The sequence below is a fragment of the Promicromonospora umidemergens genome (assembly GCF_024171995.1).
In the GTDB taxonomy this organism is placed as follows: domain Bacteria; phylum Actinomycetota; class Actinomycetes; order Actinomycetales; family Cellulomonadaceae; genus Promicromonospora; species Promicromonospora umidemergens.
This window is the reverse complement of record NZ_JAMTCT010000024.1, coordinates 36,831-59,790: the sequence shown is the minus strand read 5'-3', so window position 1 is coordinate 59,790 and position 22,960 is coordinate 36,831. Positions and strand designations below refer to the sequence as shown.

The following is a 22,960-nucleotide window of genomic DNA, read 5'->3' as shown; positions in this document are numbered from 1 at the left end:
GTCACACCGTCCTGATTCGTGGGTTGACGAGTACGTAGAGCATGTCGACGACGATGTTCACCACGACGAACGCCAGGGCCACCGCCAGGGTCACGCCCTGGACGAGGTTCGGCTCGTTGTTGGTGACGCCGTTGAGGATGAGGGTGCCCATGCCGGGCAGCGCGAAGATGACCTCGATGACGACCGCGCCCCCGATGAGGTAGCCGACCCGCAGCCCGAGGACGGTGATGGGCGTGATGAGGGCGTTGCGCAGCACGTTGCGCCCCACGACCACGTGCCGGGGCAGGCCCGCGCCGATGGCGGTACGCACGTAGTCCTTGTCGAGCTCCTCGACGACGGAGGTGCGCACCACGCGGGTGAGCTGGCCGACCACGGGGACGGCGAGCGCCAGTGCGGGCAGGGCCATGCGGGCGAGGTAGCCGGGCAGGTCGACGCCGGGGTCGGGCAGGGGGCCGCTGGCGGGTAGAGCTCCCGTGCCGAGCGTGACCGCCTGGATGAGGAGGACGGCGAGCCAGAACGACGGCGTGGCGAGCGACGCGACGGAGACGACGCGGATCGCCTTGTCCGGCCAGCGGTCACGGAAGAGCGCGGCGACGACGCCGAGCAGCAGGGCGAGGACGGCTGCGATGACGAGCCCGATGAACGTGAGCTCGAGCGTGATCGGCAGGGCGCGCACCACCTCGTCGGCGACGGGGGTCTGCCGGGCGCTGAAGGTGCCGAGGTCGCCACGCAGGAGGCCGCCGAGGAAGCTGAGGTACCGCACGAGCAGCGGGTCGTCGAGCCCGTGCGCCTCGCGGTAGGCGTCGCGCGCCTCGACCGAGGCCCCCTCGCCGAGGGCCTGGATGGCCGGGTCGACCTTGGAGAACGACATCACGAAGAACACGAGGAGCGTGATGCCGAGGATCATGATCGGCAGCTGGAGGAGGCGGCGGCCGACGAGCCGCAGGAGCGCGTTCATCGGGGGCCTCCTTCGGTGGTGGTGCGGGGCATGGTGCGTCCGTTCTGGTGTCCCGGTCCTCCCGCCTACGTGGGCGAGAGGACCGGGGGCGGTACGGGTGTCAGGCGGGTGTGCTGGTCAGCCGACCTGGCCGACGTCGAGGAACGACAGCCCGGTCACGGGCAAGGGCTGGAACCCGGACAGCCGCGAGCCGTCCCAGGCGGTGGGCAGGCTGCGGTGCAGCAGCGGGTAGAGCGGGACCTCTTCGGACACGAGGTCGAACGCCTGGTCCCAGAGCTTCTGCTGCTCGTCGCCCGAGGTGCGCACCGCCTGGTCCAGCAGGTCCTGCAGCTCTGCGAACTTCGGGTCGTCGTCCCAGCGGTAGCGGGACTGCGACCAGACGTTGTCGCCGTACCACCAGCGCATGAGCAGGTCCGGGTCGTTGCCGAAGACCGACGGGTCACCGGGGGCGACCATGACGTCCAGGTTGCCGTTGTCGACCTTGGTGTACTGGCCGCCGGACTGGCCGATGTCGAGGGTCGTGTCGACGCCGATGGCGTCGAGGTTCTCCTTGATCAGTGGCGCGAGGTCGGCGACCCAGCCCGTGTCCGTGGTCAGGAGGTTGATCGAGAGGTCCTCGACACCGGCGTCGGCCAGCAGCTGCTTGGCCTTCTCCGGGTCGTAGGTGTAGGTCGTCGAGGCCTCGTTGTAGTTGGGGTGGTTCTCGGGCAGGAAGCTCGTGGCCGCCGCTCCGTTGCCCAGCAGCCCGGTCTCGATGATCGAGTCCATGTCCAGGGCGTAGAAGAACGCCTGCCGGACCCGGGGGTCGTCGAACGGTTCCTTGTCCGTGTTGAACATCATGAAGAGCGTGCCGAAGGACTGGACGGACTCCACGTCCGTCGTGCCCTCGAGCGTCGGCAGGTCGATGTAGGGGACGTCCTCGATGGCGGCGACCGTGCCGGAGCTCATGGCGGTGACGCGTGCGGCGGAGTCGGACAGGAGGTTCCAGACGAGGCCGGCGGCCTGCGCCGGGCGGGGCCCGGTGTAGTCGTCGAAGCGCTCGAAGGTGATCTTGTCGTCGGGAGCCGCGTGCGTGATCGTGAACGGGCCGGTGCCGACGGGCAGGGCGTTGAACGCCTCGTAGTCGGACTCGACGACCTTCTCGGAGACGATCTTGACCGCGGACAGCCGCTCGGCGACGAGGCTGAACGGGTACTTGAGCTCGATGGAGACCGTGTCGTCGTCGACGGCGCCGACCGTGTCGATGAAGTCGACGAACTCCGCGTAGAGGGACTCGTTCTCGGGGTCGAGCACGCGCTCGAAGCTGTAGACGACGTCGTCGGTGGTGACGGGGCTGCCGTCGTGGAACACGGCGCCGTCGCGCAGGTCGACCTCGTAGTGCGTGTCGTCGATCTTCTCGGGGAGGTCGGTACCGAGTGCCGCGTAGACCTCACGCGTGGCGGGATCGATCTCGGTGAGTCCCTCGAACACGTGCCAGTTCGCCGCTACTGTCACGGCACCGGTGGTGGTCATCGGGTCGAAACCACCCGAGAGGGTGTACGAGATGCCGGCTTCGATCACGGCGTTCTGGTCGACCTCGCCCTGGGCGGCGCCCTCGCCGGCCGGGCTCTGCGTGGTGCCGCCGCTCGAGCAGGCGGCGAGGCCGAGGGCCACGACCAAGCCTGCCGCAGCGGTCGCGACGGCGCGACGCCGGGGAGATGGGCTGGCATGAAGCGTCATTGATTCTCCTGACAGTGGGATCAGAACAGTCGGATCAGGCCTCCTCGACCTCACCGGAGAGGGAAGACGTCTGATGTCTGATGTTGTGTAGCATGACACTAGGACCAGAAACCGAAGGGGTCAAGATGGCGACACCGCGGGGCACCGCACCCGAATCGACGGGGACCGAGACACGAACCACCATGACGGCCACCCCACGGCGGACCACTACCGCCGACCAGATCAAGGACTTCATCCTCGGCGAAGGGCTGCGCCCCGGCGACCCGCTCCCGACGGAGACCGCCCTGTGCGAACGGCTCGCCGTCTCCCGGTCGAGCGTGCGTGAGGCCATCCGCACCCTCTCGACGCTGGACATCGTGGAGGTCCGGCACGGCCACGGGACGTTCGTCGGCCACATGTCGCTCGACGCGCTCGTCGAGTCGCTCGTCTTCCGCGGTGTCCTCAGCCCCGGCGACGACCTGCGCGCCCTGCGGGACGTGGTCGAGGTCCGCCAGGCGCTCGACCTGGCCATGGCCGAGCGCATCGTCGACAGCCTCGCCGGCACCACCTACCCCGACCTCCACGCGCTCGTCGACGAGATGGTGGCGGCCGCAGGTGAGGGCCGCAGCTTCGCGACCCAGGACCGTGCGTTCCACACCGGGCTGCTCGCCCGGCTCGACAACTCGCTCGTCGGGCAGCTCGTCGCCGCGTTCTGGGACGTCCACACGGCGGTCATCCCCAAGCTGGGCATCTCCGTCGCCGCCGACCTCGTCCAGACGGCGCGCGCGCACGGCGAGATGATCTCCGCTGCCGAGGCGGGCGACGTCGCGGCGTTCCGCGCGGCGGTCATCTCCCACTACGAGCCGATCGACCGCGCGCTCGAGGGGAAGACCTCGTGAGCGCCCCGCAGCGGCTCGCCCGCGCCCCGGTCGGCATCGCGGTCGTCGGCACCGGTGCGTTCGCGCGCGAGCACCTCCTGGCGCTCGCCGCCCTGCCGGACGCCTCGGTCCGCTGGGTGGTCGGCCACGACCTGGTCCGCGCGACGGCCCTCGCCGCCCTCGTCCCGGGCGCCCGAGCCACGACCGACCTGGACGACGCGCTGTCCGACGACGCCGTGTCCGCGGTGGACGTCGTCACCGCCACGCCCGACCACGCGCGCGACACCATCGCGGCGGGGCGCGCAGGCAAGCACGTGCAGGTCGAGAAGCCCGCCGCCCTCAGCCTCGAACAGCTCGACGCCATGGTCGCGGCGACCGAGGGCAGCGGCACGACGCTCGTCGTCGGCCAGACCGTGCGGTTCCAGCCCGCCGTCGCCGCGCTCGCCCGGGCCGCGCACGGCGGGGAGATCGGCAGCCCCCGCCTGACCCACATCTCCTGGTACACCGGGCACGCCTGGCCGGGTGGCTGGCGCGGCTGGCAGCTCGACCCCGAGCTGTCCGGCGGCCACCCGGTGCACAACGGCACCCACATCGTCGACGCCGCCGTCTGGCTGCTCGGCGACGAGCCCGTCGAGGTCTTCACGCGCGGCCTGCGCACGTTCTCCCCCGAGATGGAGTCGCCCGACTCCTTCCACATCCAGCTCCGCACCGCCTCCGGCGCGCTGGCGACCCTCGAGCTCTGCTACGCGCTGCGCCGCCGCGGCGAGCTGCTGCGCCGCATGGTGCTGGTCGGGACCGAAGGCACCCTCACCCACACCACCTCCGAGGAGGACGACCTGCACTCCGACGCCGCAACGGCTCCCCCCGCGTCCGTCGACGGCGCCCTGCGCACCCAGGTCGCGCACTGGCTCGACGTGGTCCGGGGCGACGCACCTCAGATCGTGACCACACCCCAGGTGCGGACCGCCCTCGCGACGGCGCTCGCCGCGCAGCGCTCCCTCCGCTCGGGCCGACGGGAACGGGTGGCCGACGTGCCGGGGTACGCGGGAGCGCCTGCGGGAGCACCGGCATGACCGCCCTGCGGGTCGCCTTCGCCTCCGGCGTGCGCCACGCCGCGGACTACCTCGCCCTGCTGGCCGCCGACCACCGGGTCGAGATCGCCGGCGTCGTCGAGGAGCGGACGGCGGGCGACCGGGCCGTCCAGGACTCGCGCGCCGTCGCGGACCGCGCCGGCGTGCCGTTCGGTGTCGTCGACGACGTCACGTCCGTGGCCGGGGCGCTCGGCTCGCCGATCGACCTCGTCGTGGTGTGCGCGGAGCCCACCCGGCACGCCCGCCTCGCGGCGGCGCTGCTGGACGCGGGGCTCGACGTCGTCGTCGACAAGCCGGTGGCGACCACCCTCGCCGACGCCGACCACCTCGTCGCCGTCGCCGCCCGCACCGGGCGGACCTGCGCCGTCGTGAACCGGACGCACTCGCCCGCCCTGCGGCGCCTGCGGGCGTGGGTGGACGCCGGGCACGTGGGCCTCCCCCGCCACCTGGACCTGGAGTTCTTCGCGTCGGGCGCGCACTTCGCCACGTCGGTGGAGCGGCCGGAGCTCGTGGTCGACCGGAAGCTGTCCGGCGGAGGCGAGATGCTCAACTTCCTTGGCTACTGCGCGGACGCGGCGCTCTACCTCACGGGGCTGCGACCGATCGAGGTGCACGCGTTCTCGGGTGCACTCTTCCTGGACTCTCATCGGGCGGCGGGCGTGGAGGACACGGCCGTCGTCACGCTGGAGCTGGAGCGCGGCGTCACCGCGACGATCACGCTGGGCCGCGTGCCCTTCGCTCCGGGCGGGACGCCCACCACGTCGTCGATCCGGCTGCTCGGCTCGCACGGCCACGCGGTGGCCGACGACGACGCGCCCGCCGTCTCCCGGTTCGGCGCCGCCGGGCGCACCACGATCGCCGACGACGCCGGCCAGGTCGCCGCGGCCGCGTACCTGCGCCACGTGGTCGACGCCGTGCTGGCCGGGGAGCGGCCCGACTACGGGATCGGGGAGGCACGCGCGACGCTCGCGGTGATCGACGCGGCCTACCGGTCGACAGAGGCCGGCGACGTCGTCGCCGTGCGCCAGGACACTGTGCAGCAGAACGCTTCTGTGCACCAGGACGAAGAGGAGCGGGTCTGATGGAGGTCGTGATCGCGCCGGCGGGTGAGCTCGCGCGGCTGGCGGCGGACGCGGTGCAGGGGCTGTTGACGGCGCGGCCCGGTGTGGTGCTGGGGCTGGCGACCGGGTCCTCGCCGCTCGCGGTGTATGACGAGCTGGCTCGCCGTCATGCCGAGGAGGGTCTGTCGTTCGCGCGGGCGCGGGCGTTCATGCTCGACGAGTACGTCGGCCTGGCCGCGGACCATCCGCAGCGGTACCGCAACGTGATCGACAAGGAGTTCGCCGCCCGGGTCGACCTCGCCCCGGGCGCGGTGCGGGGCCCGGACGGTCTGGCCGAGGACCTGCCCGCGGCGTGCGCCGCCTACGAGGCGGACATCGCGCAGGCCGGGGGTGTGGACCTGCAGCTCCTGGGGATCGGTACGGACGGGCACATCGCGTTCAACGAGCCGGGTTCCTCGCTCGCGTCCCGGACCCGGATCAAGACCCTGACCCGGCAGACCCGGGAGGACAACGCGCGGTTCTTCGGCGGGTCCGTCGAGCAGGTGCCGCGGCACTGCCTGACCCAGGGTCTTGCCACGATCATGTCCGCGCGGCACCTGGTGCTCCTGGCGTCGGGGCGGGCCAAGGCCGAGGCGGTCCACCAGCTGGTCGAGGGACCGATCTCGGCGATGTGGCCCGCCACCATCATGCAGACCCACCCGCACGCCACGGTCCTGGTCGACGACGCAGCGGCCTCCCGCCTCCAGCTCGCCGACTACTACCGCCAGACCTACGCCGGCAAACCCGACTGGCAAGGGCTGTAGGACACCCCCTTGACCCCTTCACCGGACAGAGATATGTTCCCCGGACGTCAGACATCTGACGTCATCTGTCCAGTTCGGCACCGTCGCCGCGCTCTGCCCCTTTCGCGGCCGGCCGCAGTGCCGAACGACACCTCCACCGGAAGGAACGGCATGAACGGACACCTCCGCAGGCCGGCGTCCCGCGTCGCGGTCACGGCGGGAGCCCTCGCGCTCCTGCTCGGCATGAGCGGCACCGCCACGGCAGCCACGCAGCACACCGCAGCCCCTCGCCACACGACACCTGCCCACCACTTCGCGGCCGCGCCCGACCACGACGTCACGCCGGCCACCGGCGGCCCCGGGACCTACGCCGAGCAGCAGCTCGCGACCAACGGCGAGGACGGCTTTCCCAACTACCGGATCCCCGCGCTGACGGTGACCAACGGCGGTGACGTCCTCGCCTCGTACGACGGACGCCCCACCGCCGCCGACTCCCCCGGGCCGAACTCGATCCTGCAGCGGCGCTCCACGGACAGCGGCGCGACCTGGGGGCCGCAGGAGATCGTCGCGGCGGGCAAGACCACCGCGCCGATCGAGGGCTACTCCGACCCGAGCTACATCGTCGACCGCGAGACCGGCGACATCTTCAGCTTCCACGTGAAGTCCTACGACGCGGGCTTCGGCAGCTCGCGGCCGGGTGTCGACCCCGCGGACCGCAACGTGATCCAGGCGGACGTCTCGACGTCCACCGACGACGGCCGCACCTGGACCCACCGCACGATCACCGCCGACGTCACGGCCGACCTCGACTGGCGCTCCCGCTTCGCCGCGTCCGGCCAGGGCATCCAGCTCAAGTACGGCAAGTACGCGGGCCGCCTGGTCCAGCAGTACACGATCATCAACGGCTCCGGCACGTTCCAGGCGGTGTCGGTGTACTCCGACGACCACGGTGCGAGCTGGCAGGTCGGCGAGCCGGTCGGTACCGGCATGGACGAGAACAAGACGGTCGAGCTGTCCGACGGGCGCGTCATGCTCAACTCGCGTGACTCCGCCCGCTCGGGCTACCGCAAGGTGGCCTACTCCGCCGACGGCGGGGTGACCTACGGCCGCGTGACGATCGACCGGGAGCTGCCCGACCCGACGAACAACGCCTCGATCGTGCGCGCCTACCCCAACGCGCCGCGCGGGTCCGCGGAGGCTCGGGTGCTCCTGTTCTCCAACGCGGGTTCCACGACGTCGCGCAGCAACGGCACCGTCCGGATCAGCTACGACGACGGCAGGACCTGGCCGGAGTCCCGCGTGTTCCAGCCGGGCGGCATGGCCTACTCGACGCTGGCCACGCTGCCCGACGGCAAGGTCGGGCTGCTCTACGAGCCCGACTCGGGCTACGGCGGCATCCGGTTCGCCACGTTCGACCTCGACTGGCTCTTGCACGGCGGCTGAGTCCGCTCACTGCCCGGCTCGGCCTCCAGGCGGAGGTCGAGCCGGCGCAGCAGCGGCTCTTGGTTGCAGGCTTCCCGGAGCGGGGTTACGGTCCAGACGTCATCAACTGATGCCATCTGTCCTGTTTCGGCACCTTTGCCGACCAACGTCCCTCTCATGGTCGGTCACCTTGCCGAGCGATACCTCGACCGGAAGGAACGGCATGCTCGGACACCTTCGCAGACCAACGCCCTGCCTGCTGATCACGGCGGGCGCCCTCGTGCTCCTGCTCGGCGCGAGCGGCACCGTCGCAACGGCCGCCACGCAGCACGGCCCTCAGCACACAGCGCCCCGGCCGGACCACGACGTCGCGCCGGCGACCGGTGGCCCCGGCGACTACGCCGAACAGCAGCTCGCGACCAACGGCGAGGGCGGCTTCCCCGCCTACCGGATCACCGCGCTGACGGTGACCACCAGCGGCGACGTCCTCGCGTCCTACGACGGGCGCCCCACCGACGCCGACGCCCCCGGACCGAACTCGATCCTCCAGCGCCGCTCCACGGACAACGGCGCCACCTGGGGCCCGCAGGAGGTCGTCGCGGCGGGCAAGACCTCCAGGCCGATCGAGGGCTACTCCGACCCGAGCTACATCGTCGACCGCGAGACCGGCACCATCTTCAACTTCCACATGAAGTCCTACGACGAGGGCTTCGGCGGCTCGCAGCGGGGCGTCGACCCGACGGACCGCGACGTCCTCCAGGCGCACCTCTCGACGTCCACCGACGACGGCCGCAGCTGGACGCACCGCACGATCACCGCCGACGTCACGGCCGACCCGGCGTGGCGCTCCCGGTTCGCCGCGTCCGGCCAGGGCATCCAGCTCAGGTACGGACCCCACGCGGGCCGCCTGCTCCAGCAGTACACGATCATCAACGGCGCAAGAACGATCCAGGCGGTCTCGGTGTACTCCGACGACCACGGCAAGACCTGGCAGGCCGGCGAGCCGGTCGGTACCAACATGAACGAGAACAAGACGGTCGAGCTGTCCGACGGGCGCGTCATGCTCAACTCACGCGACTCCGGCGGGTCGGGATTTCGCAGGGTGGCCTACTCGACGGACGGCGGAGTGACCTACGGCCGCGTGCGGATCGACCGGCAGCTCCCTGACCCCGGGAGCAATGCCTCCATCATGCGGGCCTACCCCGACGCGCCCCGCGGCACGAAGAAGGCCAAGGTGCTCCTCTTCTCGAACGCGGCGTCCACGACGTCGCGCAACAACGGCACGGTCCGGATGAGCTACGACGACGGCAGGAGCTGGCCCGTGTCCCGGGTGTTCCAGCCGGGCGGCATGGGCTACTCGACGCTGGCCACGCTGCCCGACGGGACGGTCGGGCTGCTCTACGAGCCCGATTCGGGCGACGGCGGCATCCGGTTCGCCACGTTCGACCTCGACTGGCTCCTGCAGGGCGGTGCGGCCTCCGGGTGATCAGTCAGCAGGTGGTCAGCAGATGATCAGCAGGGCCTACTGCCCGGCTCGACCTCCAGGCCGGAGGTCGAGCCGGCGCAGCAGCTGGGCGTTGAGCGCGACGACGACGGTGGAGAGCGACATCAGGACGGCGCCCACCGACATCGGCAGCACGAACCCGACCGGCGCGAGGACCCCCGCGGCGAGCGGCACCGCGAGAAGGTTGTACCCAGCGGCCCACCACAGGTTCTGCTTCATCTTGCGGTAGCTGGCCCGGGACAGCTCGATCACCGACAGGACCGACCGCGGGTCGTCGCTGGCGAGGATGACCCCGGCGGACGCGATGGCCACGTCCGTGCCGGCCCCGATCGCGATCCCGACGTCGGCCTGCGCCAGCGCCGGGGCGTCGTTGACGCCGTCGCCCACCATCGCGACCTTCCGGCCCTCCCCCTGGAGCTGCTGGACCTTGGCGGACTTGTCCTCCGGCCGGACGCCCGCGAAGTAGCGGTCGACGCCCAGCTCGTCGGCCACCGACCGGGCGACCGCCTCGGCGTCGCCGGTGATCATGACCACCTGGACGCCCAGGGCGTGGAGCGCCCGGACGGCGTCGGCGGACTCGGCGCGCACCTCGTCCGCGAGCTTGATGCCGCCGACCACCGCCCCGTCGCGCAGGACGTGCAGGATGATCGCCCCGTCGCCGCGCCAGACCTCGGCCACCGGCAGCTCGGCCTGCCCGCTCTCCTCGAGCAGGCGCGGCCCGCCGACCCGGATCTCGTGGCCGTCGACAGTGGCGGTGACCCCGACGGCGGGCGACGACGAGAACCCGGCGACCCGGGGAACCGTCAGACCACGGTCCTGGGCGGCGCGCACCATCGCCTTGGCCAGCGGGTGCTCGCTGTCCGACTCCGCGGCGGCCGCGAGCGCCAGCAGCGTGTCGCTGTCGACGCCGTTGCCGACTCCGCCGGCGGGCAGCGCCTCTGCGACGGTGGGCTCGCCCTTGGTCAGGGTGCCGGTCTTGTCGAACAGCACGGTGTCGACGGTGCGCATGCTCTCCAGCGCGAGCCGGTCCTTGACCAGCACGCCGCCGCGAGCGGCCCGCTCGGTGGCTATCGAGACGACGAGCGGGATGGCCAGCCCGAGGGCGTGGGGGCAGGCGATCACGAGCACGGTCACGGTGCGGACGACGGCGTCGTCGGGCAGGCCGACAAGGGACCAGACCACCGCGGTGACGGCGGCGGCGCCGAGGGCGAACCAGAACAGCCAGCCGGCCGCGACGTCCGCCAGGCGCTGCGCGCGCGACGACGAGCTCTGCGCCTCGGTGACCAGGCGCTGGATGCCGGCCAGGGCGGTGTCGTCGCCGGTGGCGGTCACCTCGACCCGGAGCCCGGAGTCGGTGGCGACCGTCCCGGCCGTCACGGCATCGCCCTCGCCGCGCGAGACGGTGCGCGACTCGCCCGTCACCATGGACTCGTCCATCTCGGCCTGGCCGTCGACGACGCGGCCGTCGGCGGGGACGCTCCCGCCGGGCCGCACGACGACGACGTCGCCCACCGCGAGGTCGGCCGGCGCGACCGTGACGATCTGGTCGCCGTCGACGCGCTCGGCCTCGTCCGGCAGGAGGGCTGCGAGGGAGTCGAGGGCCGACGTCGTCTGTGCGAGCGACCGCATCTCGATCCAGTGGCCGAGCAGCATGATCACGATCAGGAGCGCCAGCTCCCACCAGAAGTCGAGCTGGTGGTCCAGCAGCCCGAGGCTCGCGCCGAGGGAGGCGACGAACGCGACGGTGATCGCGAGCCCGATCAGCAGCATCATCCCCGGCTTGCGGGACCGGAGCTCGCTGACCGCCCCGGTGAGGAACGGCCATCCGCCCCACGCGTACATGACGGTACCGAGCAGCGGCGATACCGCGTTCGCCCAGGTCGCGTCCGGCAGGGAGTACCCGAGGAGCATCGCGAACATGTCGGAGAACGCGACGACCGGCACGGCCAGGACGAGCATGATCCAGAACAGCCGGCGGAACTGGCCCACGTGGTCACCGTGGCCGGAGTGACCGCCGTGCCCTCCGTGGCCGGAGCGCTCCGCGTGGCCGGAGTGCTGCTCCTGGGTGGCCTGGGTGGCCTGGCCGTGCGCATGGCCGTGCTGATGGCCGTGCTGATGGCTGCTGTCCGGGCCGGGCACGACAGCCTGCTCGGTGGGGCGGTCGGGTGACTCGTTCATGGAATCGCTCCTGGGTTGAAGCAGTGCCCCACGGGTGGGCGGCACACCACAATTTATACCCCCCAGGGGTACCCGCGGTCAAGCGCTGTCCGGGGTCCGGCGCGACACATCGTCCTGTGGTCGTTAGAACGTCAGAAGGTCGGCACCCCGGGGTGCCGACCTTCTGACGTTCTACCGACCACACCGGGCGGTCTCAACCTCCGCGGCTCAGGAGCGGACGAGCCGCGCTATCGCGTCGGAGGCCTCCTTCACCTTGGCGTCCGCCTCTGCGCCCCCGGCCCGGGCGGCGTCCACCACGCAGTGCTTGAGGTGGTCGTCCAGCAGGCCGAGCGCCACACTCTCCAGCGCCTTGGTCAAGGCCGACACCTGCGTGAGGATGTCGATGCAGTACTGCTCCTCGTCGACCATCCGGTGGATCCCGCGCGCCTGCCCCTCGATGCGCTTGAGCCGGGCGAGGTAGTTGGCCTTGTCGGTGATGTACCCATGGGTGGCGTGTGCGTCACCCTCCCCGCTGACGCCGAGAGCGCCAGGGGATCCTGTTTCGGTCATGGTTCCCATGGTGTCATCTCAGGTCAGACCGTTGCCGCGTACTTCGACGGGTCGGCGTCGAACGGGGCCTCGCAGCCCGCGCAGCAGAACCAGTACCGCTGGCCCGCGTAGTCGCGGAACAGCCCCTTGGCCTCGGCGTCGGCCTTGACGACGGTGCTGCCGCGCATCACCGGGCACTCCGCGAGCTCCTCGGCCGACGGGCCGAGCAGGTTGATGCCGTGGTGGCTCGGCGGCGCCGAGGGCGCGTGGCCGCCGCAGTGGCCGCCGTCGGCCTGCTCGCCGTGCTGGTGCTCGCCGTGTGTGTGGTCGTGTCCCATGGTGGGCCCTCTCTTCGGTGGTGATCTGTGGTCGGTGGGTCGGTGGATCTGTCAGCGCTTCGCGAAAGAGCGCAGGCGGAGGCTGTTGCCGACGACGAAGACGCTGGAGAACGCCATCGCGGCGCCGGCGAGCATGGGGTTGAGCAGGCCGAGCGCGGCCAGCGGGATCGCGGCGACGTTGTACCCGAAGGCCCAGAACAGGTTCGTCTTGATCGTGCGGAGGGTGCGGCGGGAGAGCCGGATCGCGTCGGCGGCCGAGCTGAGGTCGCCACGCACGAGGGTGATGTCCGCGGCCTCGATCGCCGCGTCCGTACCGGTGCCCATCGCCAGGCCCAGGTCGGCCTGCGCCAGGGCAGGAGCGTCGTTCACGCCGTCGCCGACCATCGCGACGACCTTGCCCTCCGCCTGCAGCCGGGCGACGACGTCTGCCTTGTCCTGCGGCATCACCTCGGCGATGACCTGCGTGATGCCCACCTCGGCGGCGACCTGCTCGGCCACCGCCCGGTTGTCGCCCGTGAGCAGCACGGGCGTGAGCCCGAGCGCGGTGAGCTGCGCGACGGCGGCGGCGCTGGTCGGCTTGACCTGGTCGGCGACCACGAGGATGCCCCGCGCCTGACCGTCCCAGCCGACCGCCACGACGGTCTTACCCTCACCCTCGGCTTGAGCCTTAGCCTGGGCCAGGTGCGCGGGCAGGTACTGCGACCAGTCGGCCAGCAGGGCCTCCCGGCCGACGACGACGGCGTGCCCGTCGACGACCCCCTGCACGCCAAGCCCCTGGACGCTCTCGAACGACTCCGGGACGGACAGGCTGCCGACCTGCTGGGTGGCGCCCTTGGCGATCGCCTGCGCGACGGGGTGCTCGGAGGCGTCCTCCAGGGCGCCCGCGAGGCGGAGCAGCTCATCGCGGCTGGTGCCGGCGTCCGGGACGACGTCGAGGAGCGTCATCCGGCCGGTCGTCACGGTGCCGGTCTTGTCGAGCACGACCGTGTCGACCTTGCGGGTGGACTCCAGGACCTCCGGCCCCTTGATCAGGATGCCGAGCTGGGCCCCTCGTCCCGTACCGACCAGGAGGGCGGTGGGGGTCGCCAGCCCGAGCGCGCAGGGGCAGGCGATGATCAGCACCGCGACGGCGGCCGTCAGCGCTGCGGTCGCGGGGAACCCGCCGCCGAGCCAGACGCCGAGGGTACCGACGGCTATCGCGATGACGACAGGCACGAAGATCCCGGAGACCCGGTCGGCGAGGCGCTGGACCTCGGCCTTGCCGGACTGCGCGTCCTCGACGAGCTGCGCGATCCGCGCGAGCTGCGTGCCCGAGCCGACCTGGGTGGCGCGGACGACCAGCCGGCCGCCCGAGTTCACGGTCGCCCCGGCCACGGTGTCGCCGGCCCCGACCTCGACGGGCACGGACTCCCCCGTGAGCATCGAGGCGTCGATCGCCGACGAGCCGGCGACGATGACACCGTCGGTGGCGACCTTCTCGCCCGGCCGCACGACGAACTCGTCGCCGACGGCGAGGCTCTCGACCGGGATCCGGGTCTCCGTGCCGCCGCGCAGCACGGAGACGTCCTTCGCGCCGAGCTCGAGCAGCGCCCGCAGCGCCGCGCCGGCCCGGCGCTTGGACCGCTTCTCGAAGTAGCGCCCGGCGAGCACGAACATCGTGACGCCCGCGGCCACCTCGAGGTAGATGTTGGCCGCACCGTCGGACGGCGCGATGGTCAGCTCGAACCCGTGCGTCATCCCCGGCTCCCCCGCCGTGCCGAGGAACAGCGCGTACAGGGACCAGAGGAACGCGGCCGAGACACCGAGCGAGACGAGGGTGTCCATCGTCGCAGCGCCGTGCCGCAGGTTGGTCCACGCAGCCTGGTGGAACGGCCACGCCGCCCACACGATCACCGGGGCGGCGAGCGCGAGCGACGCCCACTGCCAGTACGTGAACTGCCACGCGGGCACCATCGCCAGGGCGATCACCGGTACGGCCAGCACGATCGAGGTGATCAGCCGGTTCCGCAGCGAGCGCAGCTCGACGTCCCGCGTGTCGACGGCGTCGCCGCCGCCCTTCGGGGCGTCCTTCGGCGCCGGGAGCGCCGCGGTGTAACCGGTCTTCTCCACCTCCGCGACGATGGCGCTCAGGTCGTAGCCCGCCGGCGCGGTGACCTTCGCCTTCTCGGTGGCGTAGTTGACGCTGGCGCTGACCCCGTCGAGGCGGTTGAGCTTCTTCTCGATCCGCATGGCGCACGACGCGCAGGTCATGCCACCGATCTCGAGGTCCACGGTCGTTCCCGGCTCGTCCGTCCGGGATGTGGTGTCGGACATCATTCCCTCCCTGTCGCGTCCAGGACGAGGTGCGCGGTGCGCACGACCCCGTCGACCTTGAAGTCCAGGTACAGCAGGTAGCGGCCGGGCGTGGGGGCCTTCGTCATGAACCCGATCTCGGGGCCCGACACCGAACCGTGCGCCGGCTCGTCGCCCTCCGGGTGCACGTGCAGATAGGCCAGGTCGCCGTCACGCAGCGCGACGAGGTGCCCGTAGGCGCCGAGGTACGGCTCAAGCCTGGTGACGGGTTCGCCGTCCTTCGTGACCGTCACGGTGAGCCTGGAGTCGCCGGAGGTGCCCAGGTCTCCCGTGAGCGTGGCGGTGTACCCGTCGACGGTGTCGCTCGTGGAGACCGCCGTCGGCGGCTCCGGCGAGACCCGCCCGCCGACCTCGACGGTGCGGCTGAGCGTCACGTTCTCGCCGGTCGCCTCGGGGACGAAGTCGGTGAGCACGCGGTAGCTGCCGGCCGCGTCCCAGGTCCACGGGATCGACCAGACGCCGTCGGCCGACATCTTCGGGTGCACGTGGCGGAACCCGGCCCCGTCGGTACGCACAACGACCAGGTGCAGCTCCTTGTCGTGCTCGGTCTCGAACGCGGTCACGGCGTCGCCGTCCGCCGAGGTGATCGAGAACGAGAGAGTCCCGTCCTCGCCGACCCGGTCGGGAGCGCTCACCGGGTTCAGGAGCAGGCCGTCCTGTTCGAGGGCGAGCCCGCGCACCGGGGCCGCCGCGCTCTCGCCGGCGTGCGGACCGGCGTCCGGGGCTGTGCTCGTCTCCATGCCCGTCTCCATGCCCGTCTCCATGCCCGTCTCCATGCCCATGGCGGCCGGGTCGTCTCCCTCCGCCGGCATCGACCAGGCGGCCACGGCGGCCTTCGGCACGACCAGGCCTGCGACGGTGAACGCCGCGACGAACAGCGCGACCAGACCCGCCCCGTAGACGGTCAGGCGCTGGGGTGCGTTCACGAGACGCGCTCCGCCTCGTACCCGGCCTCGTCGACCGCGGCCAGGACCGCCGCGTCGTCGGGCGTGGTATCGCTCGTGACGACGAGCCGGCCGGTCGCGGCACTGACGTCGACGTGCGCGACACCGGGGAGCCCGCCCACCTCGCCACGGACCGCCGTCTCGCAGTGCCCGCACGTCATCCCGGTCACCTGGTACTCGCTCGTCGCCATCGTCTCTTCCTTCCGCTCGATCCCTACCCCTAGGGGGTAGCCGTATACCGGTAACCATATACCCCCATGGAGTATTTCGGTCAAGGCGAGAGAGCTCGATGGCGGGCCGGCCGCCGGCCGGGCCACGGCCACTAGGGTTCGCGCATGGACCTCATCGCGACGGCAGTCATCATCATCCTGCTGCTCAGCACGATCACCATCACCGGGAACCTGCGTTCGGCCGCGCGCACCGCGGAACGGACCGAGCGCAAGCTCGACATGGTGATCAAGCACCTCGGCGTCGAGGGCCCGGCCGCGGAGGGCCTCCCCCCGGAGACGGTGGCCGAGATCGACCGGTGCATCTGGTCCGACCGGCGGGTCGAGGCGATCAAGCTCTACCGCGAGGCGACCGGCCATGGGCTGGTCGAGGCCAAGCAGTGGGTCGACCGGCGCGCTGAGTCGTCCTGAGCACAGACGCTCAGGACGACTCAGTGAGCGAGGGCAGGCGCCCGGACGTGCTACCGCGCGCCCCGCGCCGCCTCAGCGGCCTTGGACCGCGCCTTCTCCGCCCGGCGCGCCGCGCGTTCCGCACGCTTCGAGGTGCGCTCTCCCGAGCGCCGCTCGAACAGCGCGTAGATCACCGGCACCACGTACAGCGTGAGCAGGGTCGAGGACACCAGCCCACCGATCACCACCAGGGCCAGCGGCTGCGAGATGAACGCCCCTCCGCCGGTCAGGCCGAACGCCATCGGCGTCAGGGCGAGGATCGTCGCGGCCGCCGTCATCACGATCGGCCGCAGCCGCTGCCGCGCCCCCTCCTTGACCGCCTCGTCCAGCGGCCGGCCCTCCGCCCGGTACTGGTTGATCAGGTCGATCAGGACGATCGCGTTCGACACCACGATGCCCACCAGCATCAGCGCACCGATCAGCGCGGCGACGTCGAGCGGCGTCCCGGTCAGCAGCAGCGCACCCAGTGCGCCGGTGGCCGCGAACGGCACCGAGACCAGCAGGATCAGCGGCTGCCCGATGCTCCGGAAGGTCGCCACCATCACGAGGTAGACGATGAGGATGGCCGCCACCAGCGCCAGGCCGAGGTCGGCGAACGCGTCGGCCTGGTCGGACGCCACGCCACCGATCGTCACCTCTGCGCCGCTCGGCAGGTCCAGACCGTCGATCTCCTCGGTCAGGGCCACGGTCAGCGCCCCCAGGTCCTGCCCGGCGGGAGTCACCGCCACGGTGGCGCTGCGCTCGCCGTCCACCCGCGTGACCGCCGCGGGCGCCGAGACCTTCTCGACCGTCACGAGGTCGCTCAGCGGGACCACGCCCGCCGCCGTCGGCACCTCGACCTTCTTGATCTCCGCGGTCGTCGCCGGCAGGTCACCGGCCACCACGACGTCGAGCGACGACCCGTCCAGGTCCATCGTCCCGATGCTCGCCTCGTTCATCGCACCGGCGAGGAGGCCGGAGACCGTCGCCTCCGTGAGCCCGACCTCCGCCGCCGCGTCCCGGTCCACCGTCACCTGCACGCTGGACTGCTCCGCGGCGAGGTTGTTCGTCACGTCCTCGACACCGTCCAGGTCCGTCACCGCGTCCTCGACGGCGCTCGCGGCGTCGGCCAGGCCCTCGGCGTCCGGCGCCGTGACGACCAGGTCGACGGTCGTGCTGGCGAAACCGGCGTCGCCGGCGGCCACCGTGACCTCGCCGTCAGGAGCCGCCTCATCGAGCGCGTCGCTCACGTCGTCCTGCACGGCCTCGCCGTCGGCGTCCTCGCCCAGCGTCATCGCGAACGACGCGCTGCTGCCCCCGCCACCCATGCCGAACGCGGCGGCCATCCCGTCGCCCGATCCGACGGTCGTCTGCACCCTCTCGACGCCGTCGACGTCGGCCAGGACGTCCTCGACCTCCTTGGCCGCCTCGTCCTGGGCCGCCAGCGACGTGCCGGGCTCGAGCTCCTGCGTCACCGAGAGCGTGTCCTGGCCCGCTGCCCCGATGAAGTTGGTCTCCATGCGGGGTACCAGCGCGACCGTGCCGGCGAGAAGCGCGATCGCGACGCCCAGGGTGACGGCCGGGCGGCGCAGCGCCGCGGACAGCGACGGCACGTAGGCACGCTGCCAGACGCCGCGACGCTCCTTGAGCTCTGCGGCCTCGCGCAGGGCGGCGCCGCCGTCGGCCGAGGCCGGGACCTTGATGAACCAGTAGGCCAGCACCGGCACGACGACCAGGGCCACGACCAGGGAGGCACCCATCGCGATCGCGACGGTGACGGCGAAGGGCTGGAACAGCTCGCCGGCCATGCCGCCCACCAGGGCGATCGGAGCGAACACCGCTACCGTGCAGATCGTCGACGAGGTGATGGCCGTGCCGACCTCCCGGACCGCGGTGATGATCCCGTGCACCCGGTCCTCGCCGTACGACAGGTGCCGTTTGATGTTCTCGATCACCACGATCGAGTCGTCCACGATGCGCCCGATCGAGATGGTCATGGCCGCGAGCGTCAGGATGTTCAGCGTGTAGCCGGTCAGGTTCATGACCGCGAACGTCACCGCGAGCGACAGCGGGATCGAGATCGCCGAGACGAGCGTCGCCCGCAGGGACGCCAGGAACACCAGGATCACGAGCACCGCGAAGAGCAGGCCGAGACCGCCTTCCGTCGTCAGGCCCTCGATCGACTCCTCGATGAACGGCGCCTGGTCGAACGTGACGGCGGTGCTCACGCCGGCGTCGGCCAGCTCGTCCTCGACGTCGGCCAGGACGTCGTGCACCGCGTGCGACACGTCCACCGTGTTGCCGTCCGGCGTCTTGGTCAGCGCGATCGCGAGCGACGGCTCACCGTCCAGGCGGGAGTAGGAGGTGGGCTCCACGTCCTGCACGCTCACGTCGGCGACCTCGCCGAGATGCACGACGTCGGCGGGGCTGCCCCCGGCGTCGGGGGCCGTCGGTGCGCCGGGTGCCGCGGGTGCTTCGGGCGCCTGCGGCGCCGCCACCGCCGAACCGGCGGAGGGGACGAGCGGCAGGTCCTGGAGCTCCTTGACGGAGTCGACGGAGGTACCGACCTGGACGCTGTTCGTCTCGCCGTCCTGCGTGACCGCACCGACGGGGGTGACGGTCCCGTTCTCCTGCAGCACCGACGAGAGCTGCGCGGCGGTGAGGCCCGCCTCGGCGAGCTTCTCCTCGTCCGGGTCGATCACCACCTGCTGCTCCGTGGCGCCGGTGACCGTCACGTCACGGACCTCGGTGATCCCCGACAGCTCGGGCACCAGCACGGAATCGATGGCGTCGGTCAGCTCCTGCTCGTCGCCGTCACCGGAGACCGCGAGCTGCACCACCGGCAGGCCGTCGAGGGAACCGGCCATGACCTCGGGCTCGACGTCCGCCGGAAGGCCCTGGATGCTGCCGAGCGCCGAGGTCACCTCCTGCTCGATCGCGTCGATGTCGGTGCCGTACTCGAGCTCGACGGTGGTCACCGAGATGCCTGTCGAGACGGTCGAGCTCACACCGGTGACGCCGTCGATGCCCTGGACAGCCGTCTCGACCGGGTCGGTGACCCGGTCCGCGACGATCTCCGGCGCGGTGCCCGGATAGCTGGCGGTGACCGCGACCATGGGCACGTTGATCGACGGGATGAGTTCCTGCCGAAGCTGCCCCATGCTGAAGATGCCGACGAGAAAGACGGCAATCGTCGCGAGTGCGACGAGCGCACGGTTCGCGAGCGACATTTGGGCAAGACGAAACACACTGCCTCCAGATCTGGGATACGCCGGGTCCACGACTCCGTCGGCGCGGTATTTTGCCTAACGCAAAGGATCCTGCTCGGGTTCCCGCCTCGCAACCTCGGTTCCGGCGCCGGCGTCCGGCTCCTCTCCCAGGGGGTGAAGTCCCGGTTAAGGTCAGCCCGTGACCGACCAGACCCGCGACCAGCTCGTCGCTGAGCTCGCCACCTTGCACCGCGACCTCGGCGAACAGTTCTTCGCCACGCGGCTTCGCCCCCTGCTGGAGACCGACCTGACCGTGCAGCAGCTCCGGGCGCTGGCCCTCGTGCAGGTGGACCGGGAGTCGACGCCGCAGCGGCTCGCCGAGGCGCTCGGGGTCTCCGCCGGCACGGTCTCGGGGATCCTCGACCGGCTGACCGCCGCAGGCATGACCGTCCGCACCCCGGACCCTACGGACGGGCGGGTCCGTCGCGTGACCAGCACGGAGAAGGGCAGCGAGGCGATCCGACGCCTCGTCGCGCACGACGAGGACCTCCCGCCCGACCTCCTCGCGCTGCTCGACGTCGACGACCTGCGCGCGCTCACGCGGGGCACTCGTGCGCTGCTGGAGGCGGCCCGCAGGCTGGGGTCGTAGGCGGAGGAGGGGGCGGGACCTTCAGGCGGGGGTTCGTTCGGCCCTGATCGATCGCGCCCACTCCAGGATGCGGGCTTCGTAACCGTCGGCGGGAAACGTGCCGTCGACCGAGAGGTCCGCGATCGTCACCGCGGCAGGAGCCGAGCGCGCCGGTGGCGGATCAAAGCTGGGCAGCGGACCCGCCTTCCGCCGATTCGCGCGCACCAGATCCGCCTCGAGCGTGTGCACGGCGTCGAGCCCCTGGGCGAGGAACGTCGTGACGACCTGCCACTGACCGCCGAGCACTGCGGCAGAAGTCTGCGTCGGATGCTGCAGGAAGTAGCACGCGACGTTGAGGCCGTGGAACGAGCCCCACGGCTGGAGACGCTGGTGGTCGAGAGCCAGCAGCCCGTGGAAGAGATCGACGCACGCCCCCAGGTCGCCGCCGGCACCGCACTCCGCACACGCGATCGTCTCGTCGGTCATGCGCCTGACGATAGGTGTTGGCGCGGGGACGTCCGCAAGCTGATTGCGGGGCGCCGGTCCGAGCTCGTGCCGGGCGATCGTGCCGGAGACCCGGTCCACGCCCGAGCCGTTCGTCTCGCAGACCTTCAGAAGGGCGGATCGTCGGAGAAGCGTCGCAGCTGCTGCTCGGTTGTCGGCTGGGCAGTGCTCGACTGGGCCGTGCTCGACTGGGCCGTGGTCGACTGGCCTGTGGCCGGACGCGTCGCGCTGGGCCGCTCGTCGAGAGGTGGCTGTCCGAGACGCGCTCGGGTGTCGTCGACCAGGCTGGTGGTGTCGTTGCTGACCTGTCCGATCTGGGTGGCTGGCCGGAGATAGCGGTGTCCGGTAGGTGCGGTCCAGGTCGTGATCCCGGTGCCGGGGTCGCGAACCGGGTTCCAGCCGTGGTGAGTTTTCGCCAGGTGGTGCGCGCGACACAGCGGTTGCAGATTGGTCGCGCGGGTCTGCCCAGGCGTGCCCAGCGGCAGGGTGGTCGCGTCGAGGTCGTGGTCGAACGGATCGATGTGGTCCAGGTCGGACCATCGGGCGGGCCGGTCGCACTGCGGGAAGGCGCAGGTCTGATCCCGCGCGGTCACCGCCTGGCGCAGCAGCCTGCCCGGTTGGTAGGTGGTGGTGGAGTGGTCGGTCAGGATGCCGGTGACGGGGTCTGTGACCAGCCGCTGCCACGTCGCGTCGGCCGCGATCCGGGCGGCGACGTCGGCCGGGATCGGGCCGTACCCGTCCAGGTGACCGGGGAGGTTGTCCAGCCCAAGGAGCGTCGTGGCCGCGATGGTGACCCGGATCTGTGGCTTCACCGGGATGACTCGTACGGCAGTGCCACCGCAGGTGCAGCCGCCACAGGTACATCCGACGGCCGGGACGGTGGTCCGGGGCAGGGCCGGCTCAGGTGAGGCCGGCGATACAGGAAGACCTGCGGCAGGTCCTTCTGGTGCGGGCTCATCGGCCGCGGGCTCAGCGGTCGCGGGCTCGGCCGGCTTCAGGTCGTCGGTCGGCGCGGCGGGTGCACATTCGGGTTCGGGCGGGACGATGATCCGGCCGGTCGTGATCGCCACCAGCGCGTCAGCCCGGGCCTGGGACAGCGTCCGGGTCGCACCGGGCGTACGCCGGAGGATGTGGGCGGTCGTGTCGATCGCGTCCCAGACGGCGGCGGCGTCGGTGGCGGGAAGGTTCGCGCTGAGCCAGGCCATCGAGTTGTCGGCAGGGTCAAGGAACACCGCACGACGCGCCAGGGCGTGCCTGGTGGTCTCCGTAGCTCCCTTCAGCCGGGTCGCGAAGGCATTCATCCGTTCGCGGAGCCACCGGCGGGAGTGGTCGGGTGCCTCTGGCAGGTACAGGGTGATAGCAGCCTCGCGCTCCTCGACCGTGAGGGGGTTACCGCTGCGAAGCAGGATGTCGGCCTTGGCGGTGTCGATCAGGCCGTCGTGCAGAGCGGTCATGACCTGTGGATGTTCGGCCAGGCCCGCGCCACGGGCCAGGTGCTTGTTCGCCTCGCCCTGCGGAACGCGTAGGCGCGCGCTGATCTCCGCGGCTGCCGCGTTGTGCTCCTCGGTCCAGCCACGACGGCGGGCGATCTCGCCAAGGGCCCGGGACTGCATCGCCGTGGCCCAGGTGACGACCTCCTGCCACCGCGCCGCCACGTCCAGCAGGGCCGCGTCCTCGGTCAAGGCGACATTGACGCCCGCCAGCACATCGACGAGACCAGCGCCGACCGGCACCGTACCCAGGTCATCGGCCGCGTCGGCTCCCGCTACCGCCGCACCAGCGGCCGCAGGGGTAGCGGTCGCGGCAGTGCGGGCGTGGTCGTGGTCAAGCCAGGTGACGGTCGCCGCGGGCAGTGCACCCTCCGCCGCGAGAGCGACCGCACCCCAGCTCAGGACAGGCCCCATGGTCGTCGTGCGCGCCCCAGCGGGTGGCGCGGCCGGGGACCCGGTGATCAGGGGGCGCAGGCGCCGTTCCACGACGCTGGCCAGACCCGCGCCCTGAGCCGCACCCCGGTTCGCGTCGTCACCCATAAAACGTCCCCTTTTCAGATCCAGACCGAAGATACGCTGCTGCCATGTCGAATGTACGTTCGATACTGCTGGACCGCATCTCCAGGCTCGAAGATGTCGGCGCCCTCCGGGTGGCACGAACCTCGCGTGTCGGTGGGTCCTGCCAGACTGCTCCCGCCGACTCCGAGCCGATGAGCGGCGCCCGTTCCACCCACGACCG

Annotated in this window: 19 protein-coding genes; 8 read left to right on the top strand and 11 right to left on the bottom strand. The window is 71.6% G+C overall.

Going from position 1 to position 22,960, the window contains the following annotated elements; all coding sequences use genetic code 11:
- Position 1 precedes the first annotated feature (1 nt).
- Positions 2-958 carry an ABC transporter permease gene (locus APR04_RS25805; RefSeq protein WP_253876310.1) on the bottom strand — a complete coding sequence of 319 codons (957 nt, stop codon included), beginning with the start codon at positions 956-958 and terminating at the stop codon, positions 2-4.
- 117 nt (positions 959-1,075) lie between these two features.
- The gene (locus tag APR04_RS25800; RefSeq protein ID WP_253876308.1) at positions 1,076-2,677 is read right to left on the bottom strand and encodes an ABC transporter substrate-binding protein; all 1,602 of its coding nucleotides are present in this window, start codon (positions 2,675-2,677) and stop codon (positions 1,076-1,078) included.
- A gap of 182 nt (positions 2,678-2,859) precedes the next feature.
- Between APR04_RS25800 and APR04_RS25795 the strand changes: the two genes are divergently transcribed.
- The 6 genes from APR04_RS25795 to APR04_RS25770 all read left to right on the top strand — a co-directional run bounded on the left by APR04_RS25795 (position 2,860) and on the right by APR04_RS25770 (position 9,376).
- Positions 2,860-3,555 (top strand): FadR/GntR family transcriptional regulator, encoded by a 696-nt coding sequence (locus tag APR04_RS25795; RefSeq protein ID WP_253876306.1) that lies wholly within the window; start codon positions 2,860-2,862, stop codon positions 3,553-3,555.
- Entirely contained in the window at positions 3,552-4,607 is a 1,056-nt protein-coding gene (locus tag APR04_RS25790; protein ID WP_253876296.1) for a Gfo/Idh/MocA family protein, read from the top strand. The genes APR04_RS25795 and APR04_RS25790 overlap by 4 nt, the downstream gene beginning before the upstream one ends.
- The gene (locus tag APR04_RS25785; RefSeq protein ID WP_253876294.1) at positions 4,604-5,707 is read left to right on the top strand and encodes a Gfo/Idh/MocA family protein; all 1,104 of its coding nucleotides are present in this window, start codon (positions 4,604-4,606) and stop codon (positions 5,705-5,707) included. Before APR04_RS25790 ends, APR04_RS25785 begins: the two co-directional genes overlap by 4 nt.
- Entirely contained in the window at positions 5,707-6,489 is a 783-nt protein-coding gene (gene nagB, locus APR04_RS25780; RefSeq protein WP_253869929.1) for a glucosamine-6-phosphate deaminase, read from the top strand. Before APR04_RS25785 ends, nagB begins: the two co-directional genes overlap by 1 nt.
- A gap of 150 nt (positions 6,490-6,639) precedes the next feature.
- Positions 6,640-7,911 carry a sialidase family protein gene (locus APR04_RS25775; protein WP_253876292.1) on the top strand — a complete coding sequence of 424 codons (1,272 nt, stop codon included), beginning with the start codon at positions 6,640-6,642 and terminating at the stop codon, positions 7,909-7,911.
- Between the two features lie 202 nt (positions 7,912-8,113).
- Positions 8,114-9,376, top strand: coding sequence for a sialidase family protein (locus APR04_RS25770; RefSeq protein ID WP_253876290.1), 1,263 nt, complete (start codon positions 8,114-8,116; stop codon positions 9,374-9,376).
- Between the two features lie 36 nt (positions 9,377-9,412).
- Here the strand turns inward: APR04_RS25770 and APR04_RS25765 are convergent, their stop codons facing one another.
- The 6 genes from APR04_RS25765 to APR04_RS25740 form a co-directional block, all read right to left on the bottom strand.
- Positions 9,413-11,572, bottom strand: a complete 2,160-nt coding sequence (locus APR04_RS25765) for a heavy metal translocating P-type ATPase (RefSeq protein ID WP_253876288.1) — start codon at positions 11,570-11,572, stop codon at positions 9,413-9,415.
- A 207-nt stretch (positions 11,573-11,779) separates the two neighbouring features.
- Positions 11,780-12,121 carry a metal-sensitive transcriptional regulator gene (locus APR04_RS25760; protein WP_253876286.1) on the bottom strand — a complete coding sequence of 114 codons (342 nt, stop codon included), beginning with the start codon at positions 12,119-12,121 and terminating at the stop codon, positions 11,780-11,782.
- A 23-nt stretch (positions 12,122-12,144) separates the two neighbouring features.
- On the bottom strand, positions 12,145-12,438 hold the full coding sequence (locus APR04_RS25755) for a YHS domain-containing protein (protein ID WP_372496172.1): 294 nt from the start codon (positions 12,436-12,438) through the stop codon (positions 12,145-12,147).
- Positions 12,439-12,489: 51 nt separating this feature from the next.
- Positions 12,490-14,751, bottom strand: a complete 2,262-nt coding sequence (locus APR04_RS25750; protein WP_253876284.1) for a heavy metal translocating P-type ATPase — start codon at positions 14,749-14,751, stop codon at positions 12,490-12,492.
- Positions 14,751-15,716, bottom strand: a complete 966-nt coding sequence (locus APR04_RS25745) for a DUF8832 domain-containing protein (RefSeq protein ID WP_253876282.1) — start codon at positions 15,714-15,716, stop codon at positions 14,751-14,753. The genes APR04_RS25750 and APR04_RS25745 overlap by 1 nt, the downstream gene beginning before the upstream one ends.
- Entirely contained in the window at positions 15,713-15,925 is a 213-nt protein-coding gene (locus APR04_RS25740; protein ID WP_253876280.1) for a heavy-metal-associated domain-containing protein, read from the bottom strand. Before APR04_RS25740 ends, APR04_RS25745 begins: the two co-directional genes overlap by 4 nt.
- Positions 15,926-16,069: 144 nt before the next feature.
- Here APR04_RS25740 and APR04_RS25735 point away from each other — a divergent pair, with 144 nt between their 5' ends.
- On the top strand, positions 16,070-16,372 hold the full coding sequence (locus tag APR04_RS25735) for a hypothetical protein (protein WP_253876278.1): 303 nt from the start codon (positions 16,070-16,072) through the stop codon (positions 16,370-16,372).
- A gap of 50 nt (positions 16,373-16,422) precedes the next feature.
- Here APR04_RS25735 and APR04_RS25730 read toward each other — a convergent pair whose 3' ends face one another.
- Positions 16,423-19,620, bottom strand: coding sequence for an efflux RND transporter permease subunit (locus APR04_RS25730; RefSeq protein WP_253876276.1), 3,198 nt, complete (start codon positions 19,618-19,620; stop codon positions 16,423-16,425).
- A gap of 178 nt (positions 19,621-19,798) precedes the next feature.
- Here APR04_RS25730 and APR04_RS25725 point away from each other — a divergent pair, with 178 nt between their 5' ends.
- Positions 19,799-20,248, top strand: coding sequence for a MarR family winged helix-turn-helix transcriptional regulator (locus APR04_RS25725; protein WP_253876274.1), 450 nt, complete (start codon positions 19,799-19,801; stop codon positions 20,246-20,248).
- Between the two features lie 21 nt (positions 20,249-20,269).
- Here APR04_RS25725 and APR04_RS25720 read toward each other — a convergent pair whose 3' ends face one another.
- Together APR04_RS25720 and APR04_RS25715 are read right to left on the bottom strand one after the other, a co-directional pair.
- Positions 20,270-20,812 (bottom strand): DUF5946 family protein, encoded by a 543-nt coding sequence (locus APR04_RS25720; protein ID WP_253876272.1) that lies wholly within the window; start codon positions 20,810-20,812, stop codon positions 20,270-20,272.
- A gap of 26 nt (positions 20,813-20,838) precedes the next feature.
- Positions 20,839-22,761 (bottom strand): HNH endonuclease signature motif containing protein, encoded by a 1,923-nt coding sequence (locus tag APR04_RS25715; RefSeq protein WP_253876270.1) that lies wholly within the window; start codon positions 22,759-22,761, stop codon positions 20,839-20,841.
- Positions 22,762-22,960: the final 199 nt, after the last annotated feature.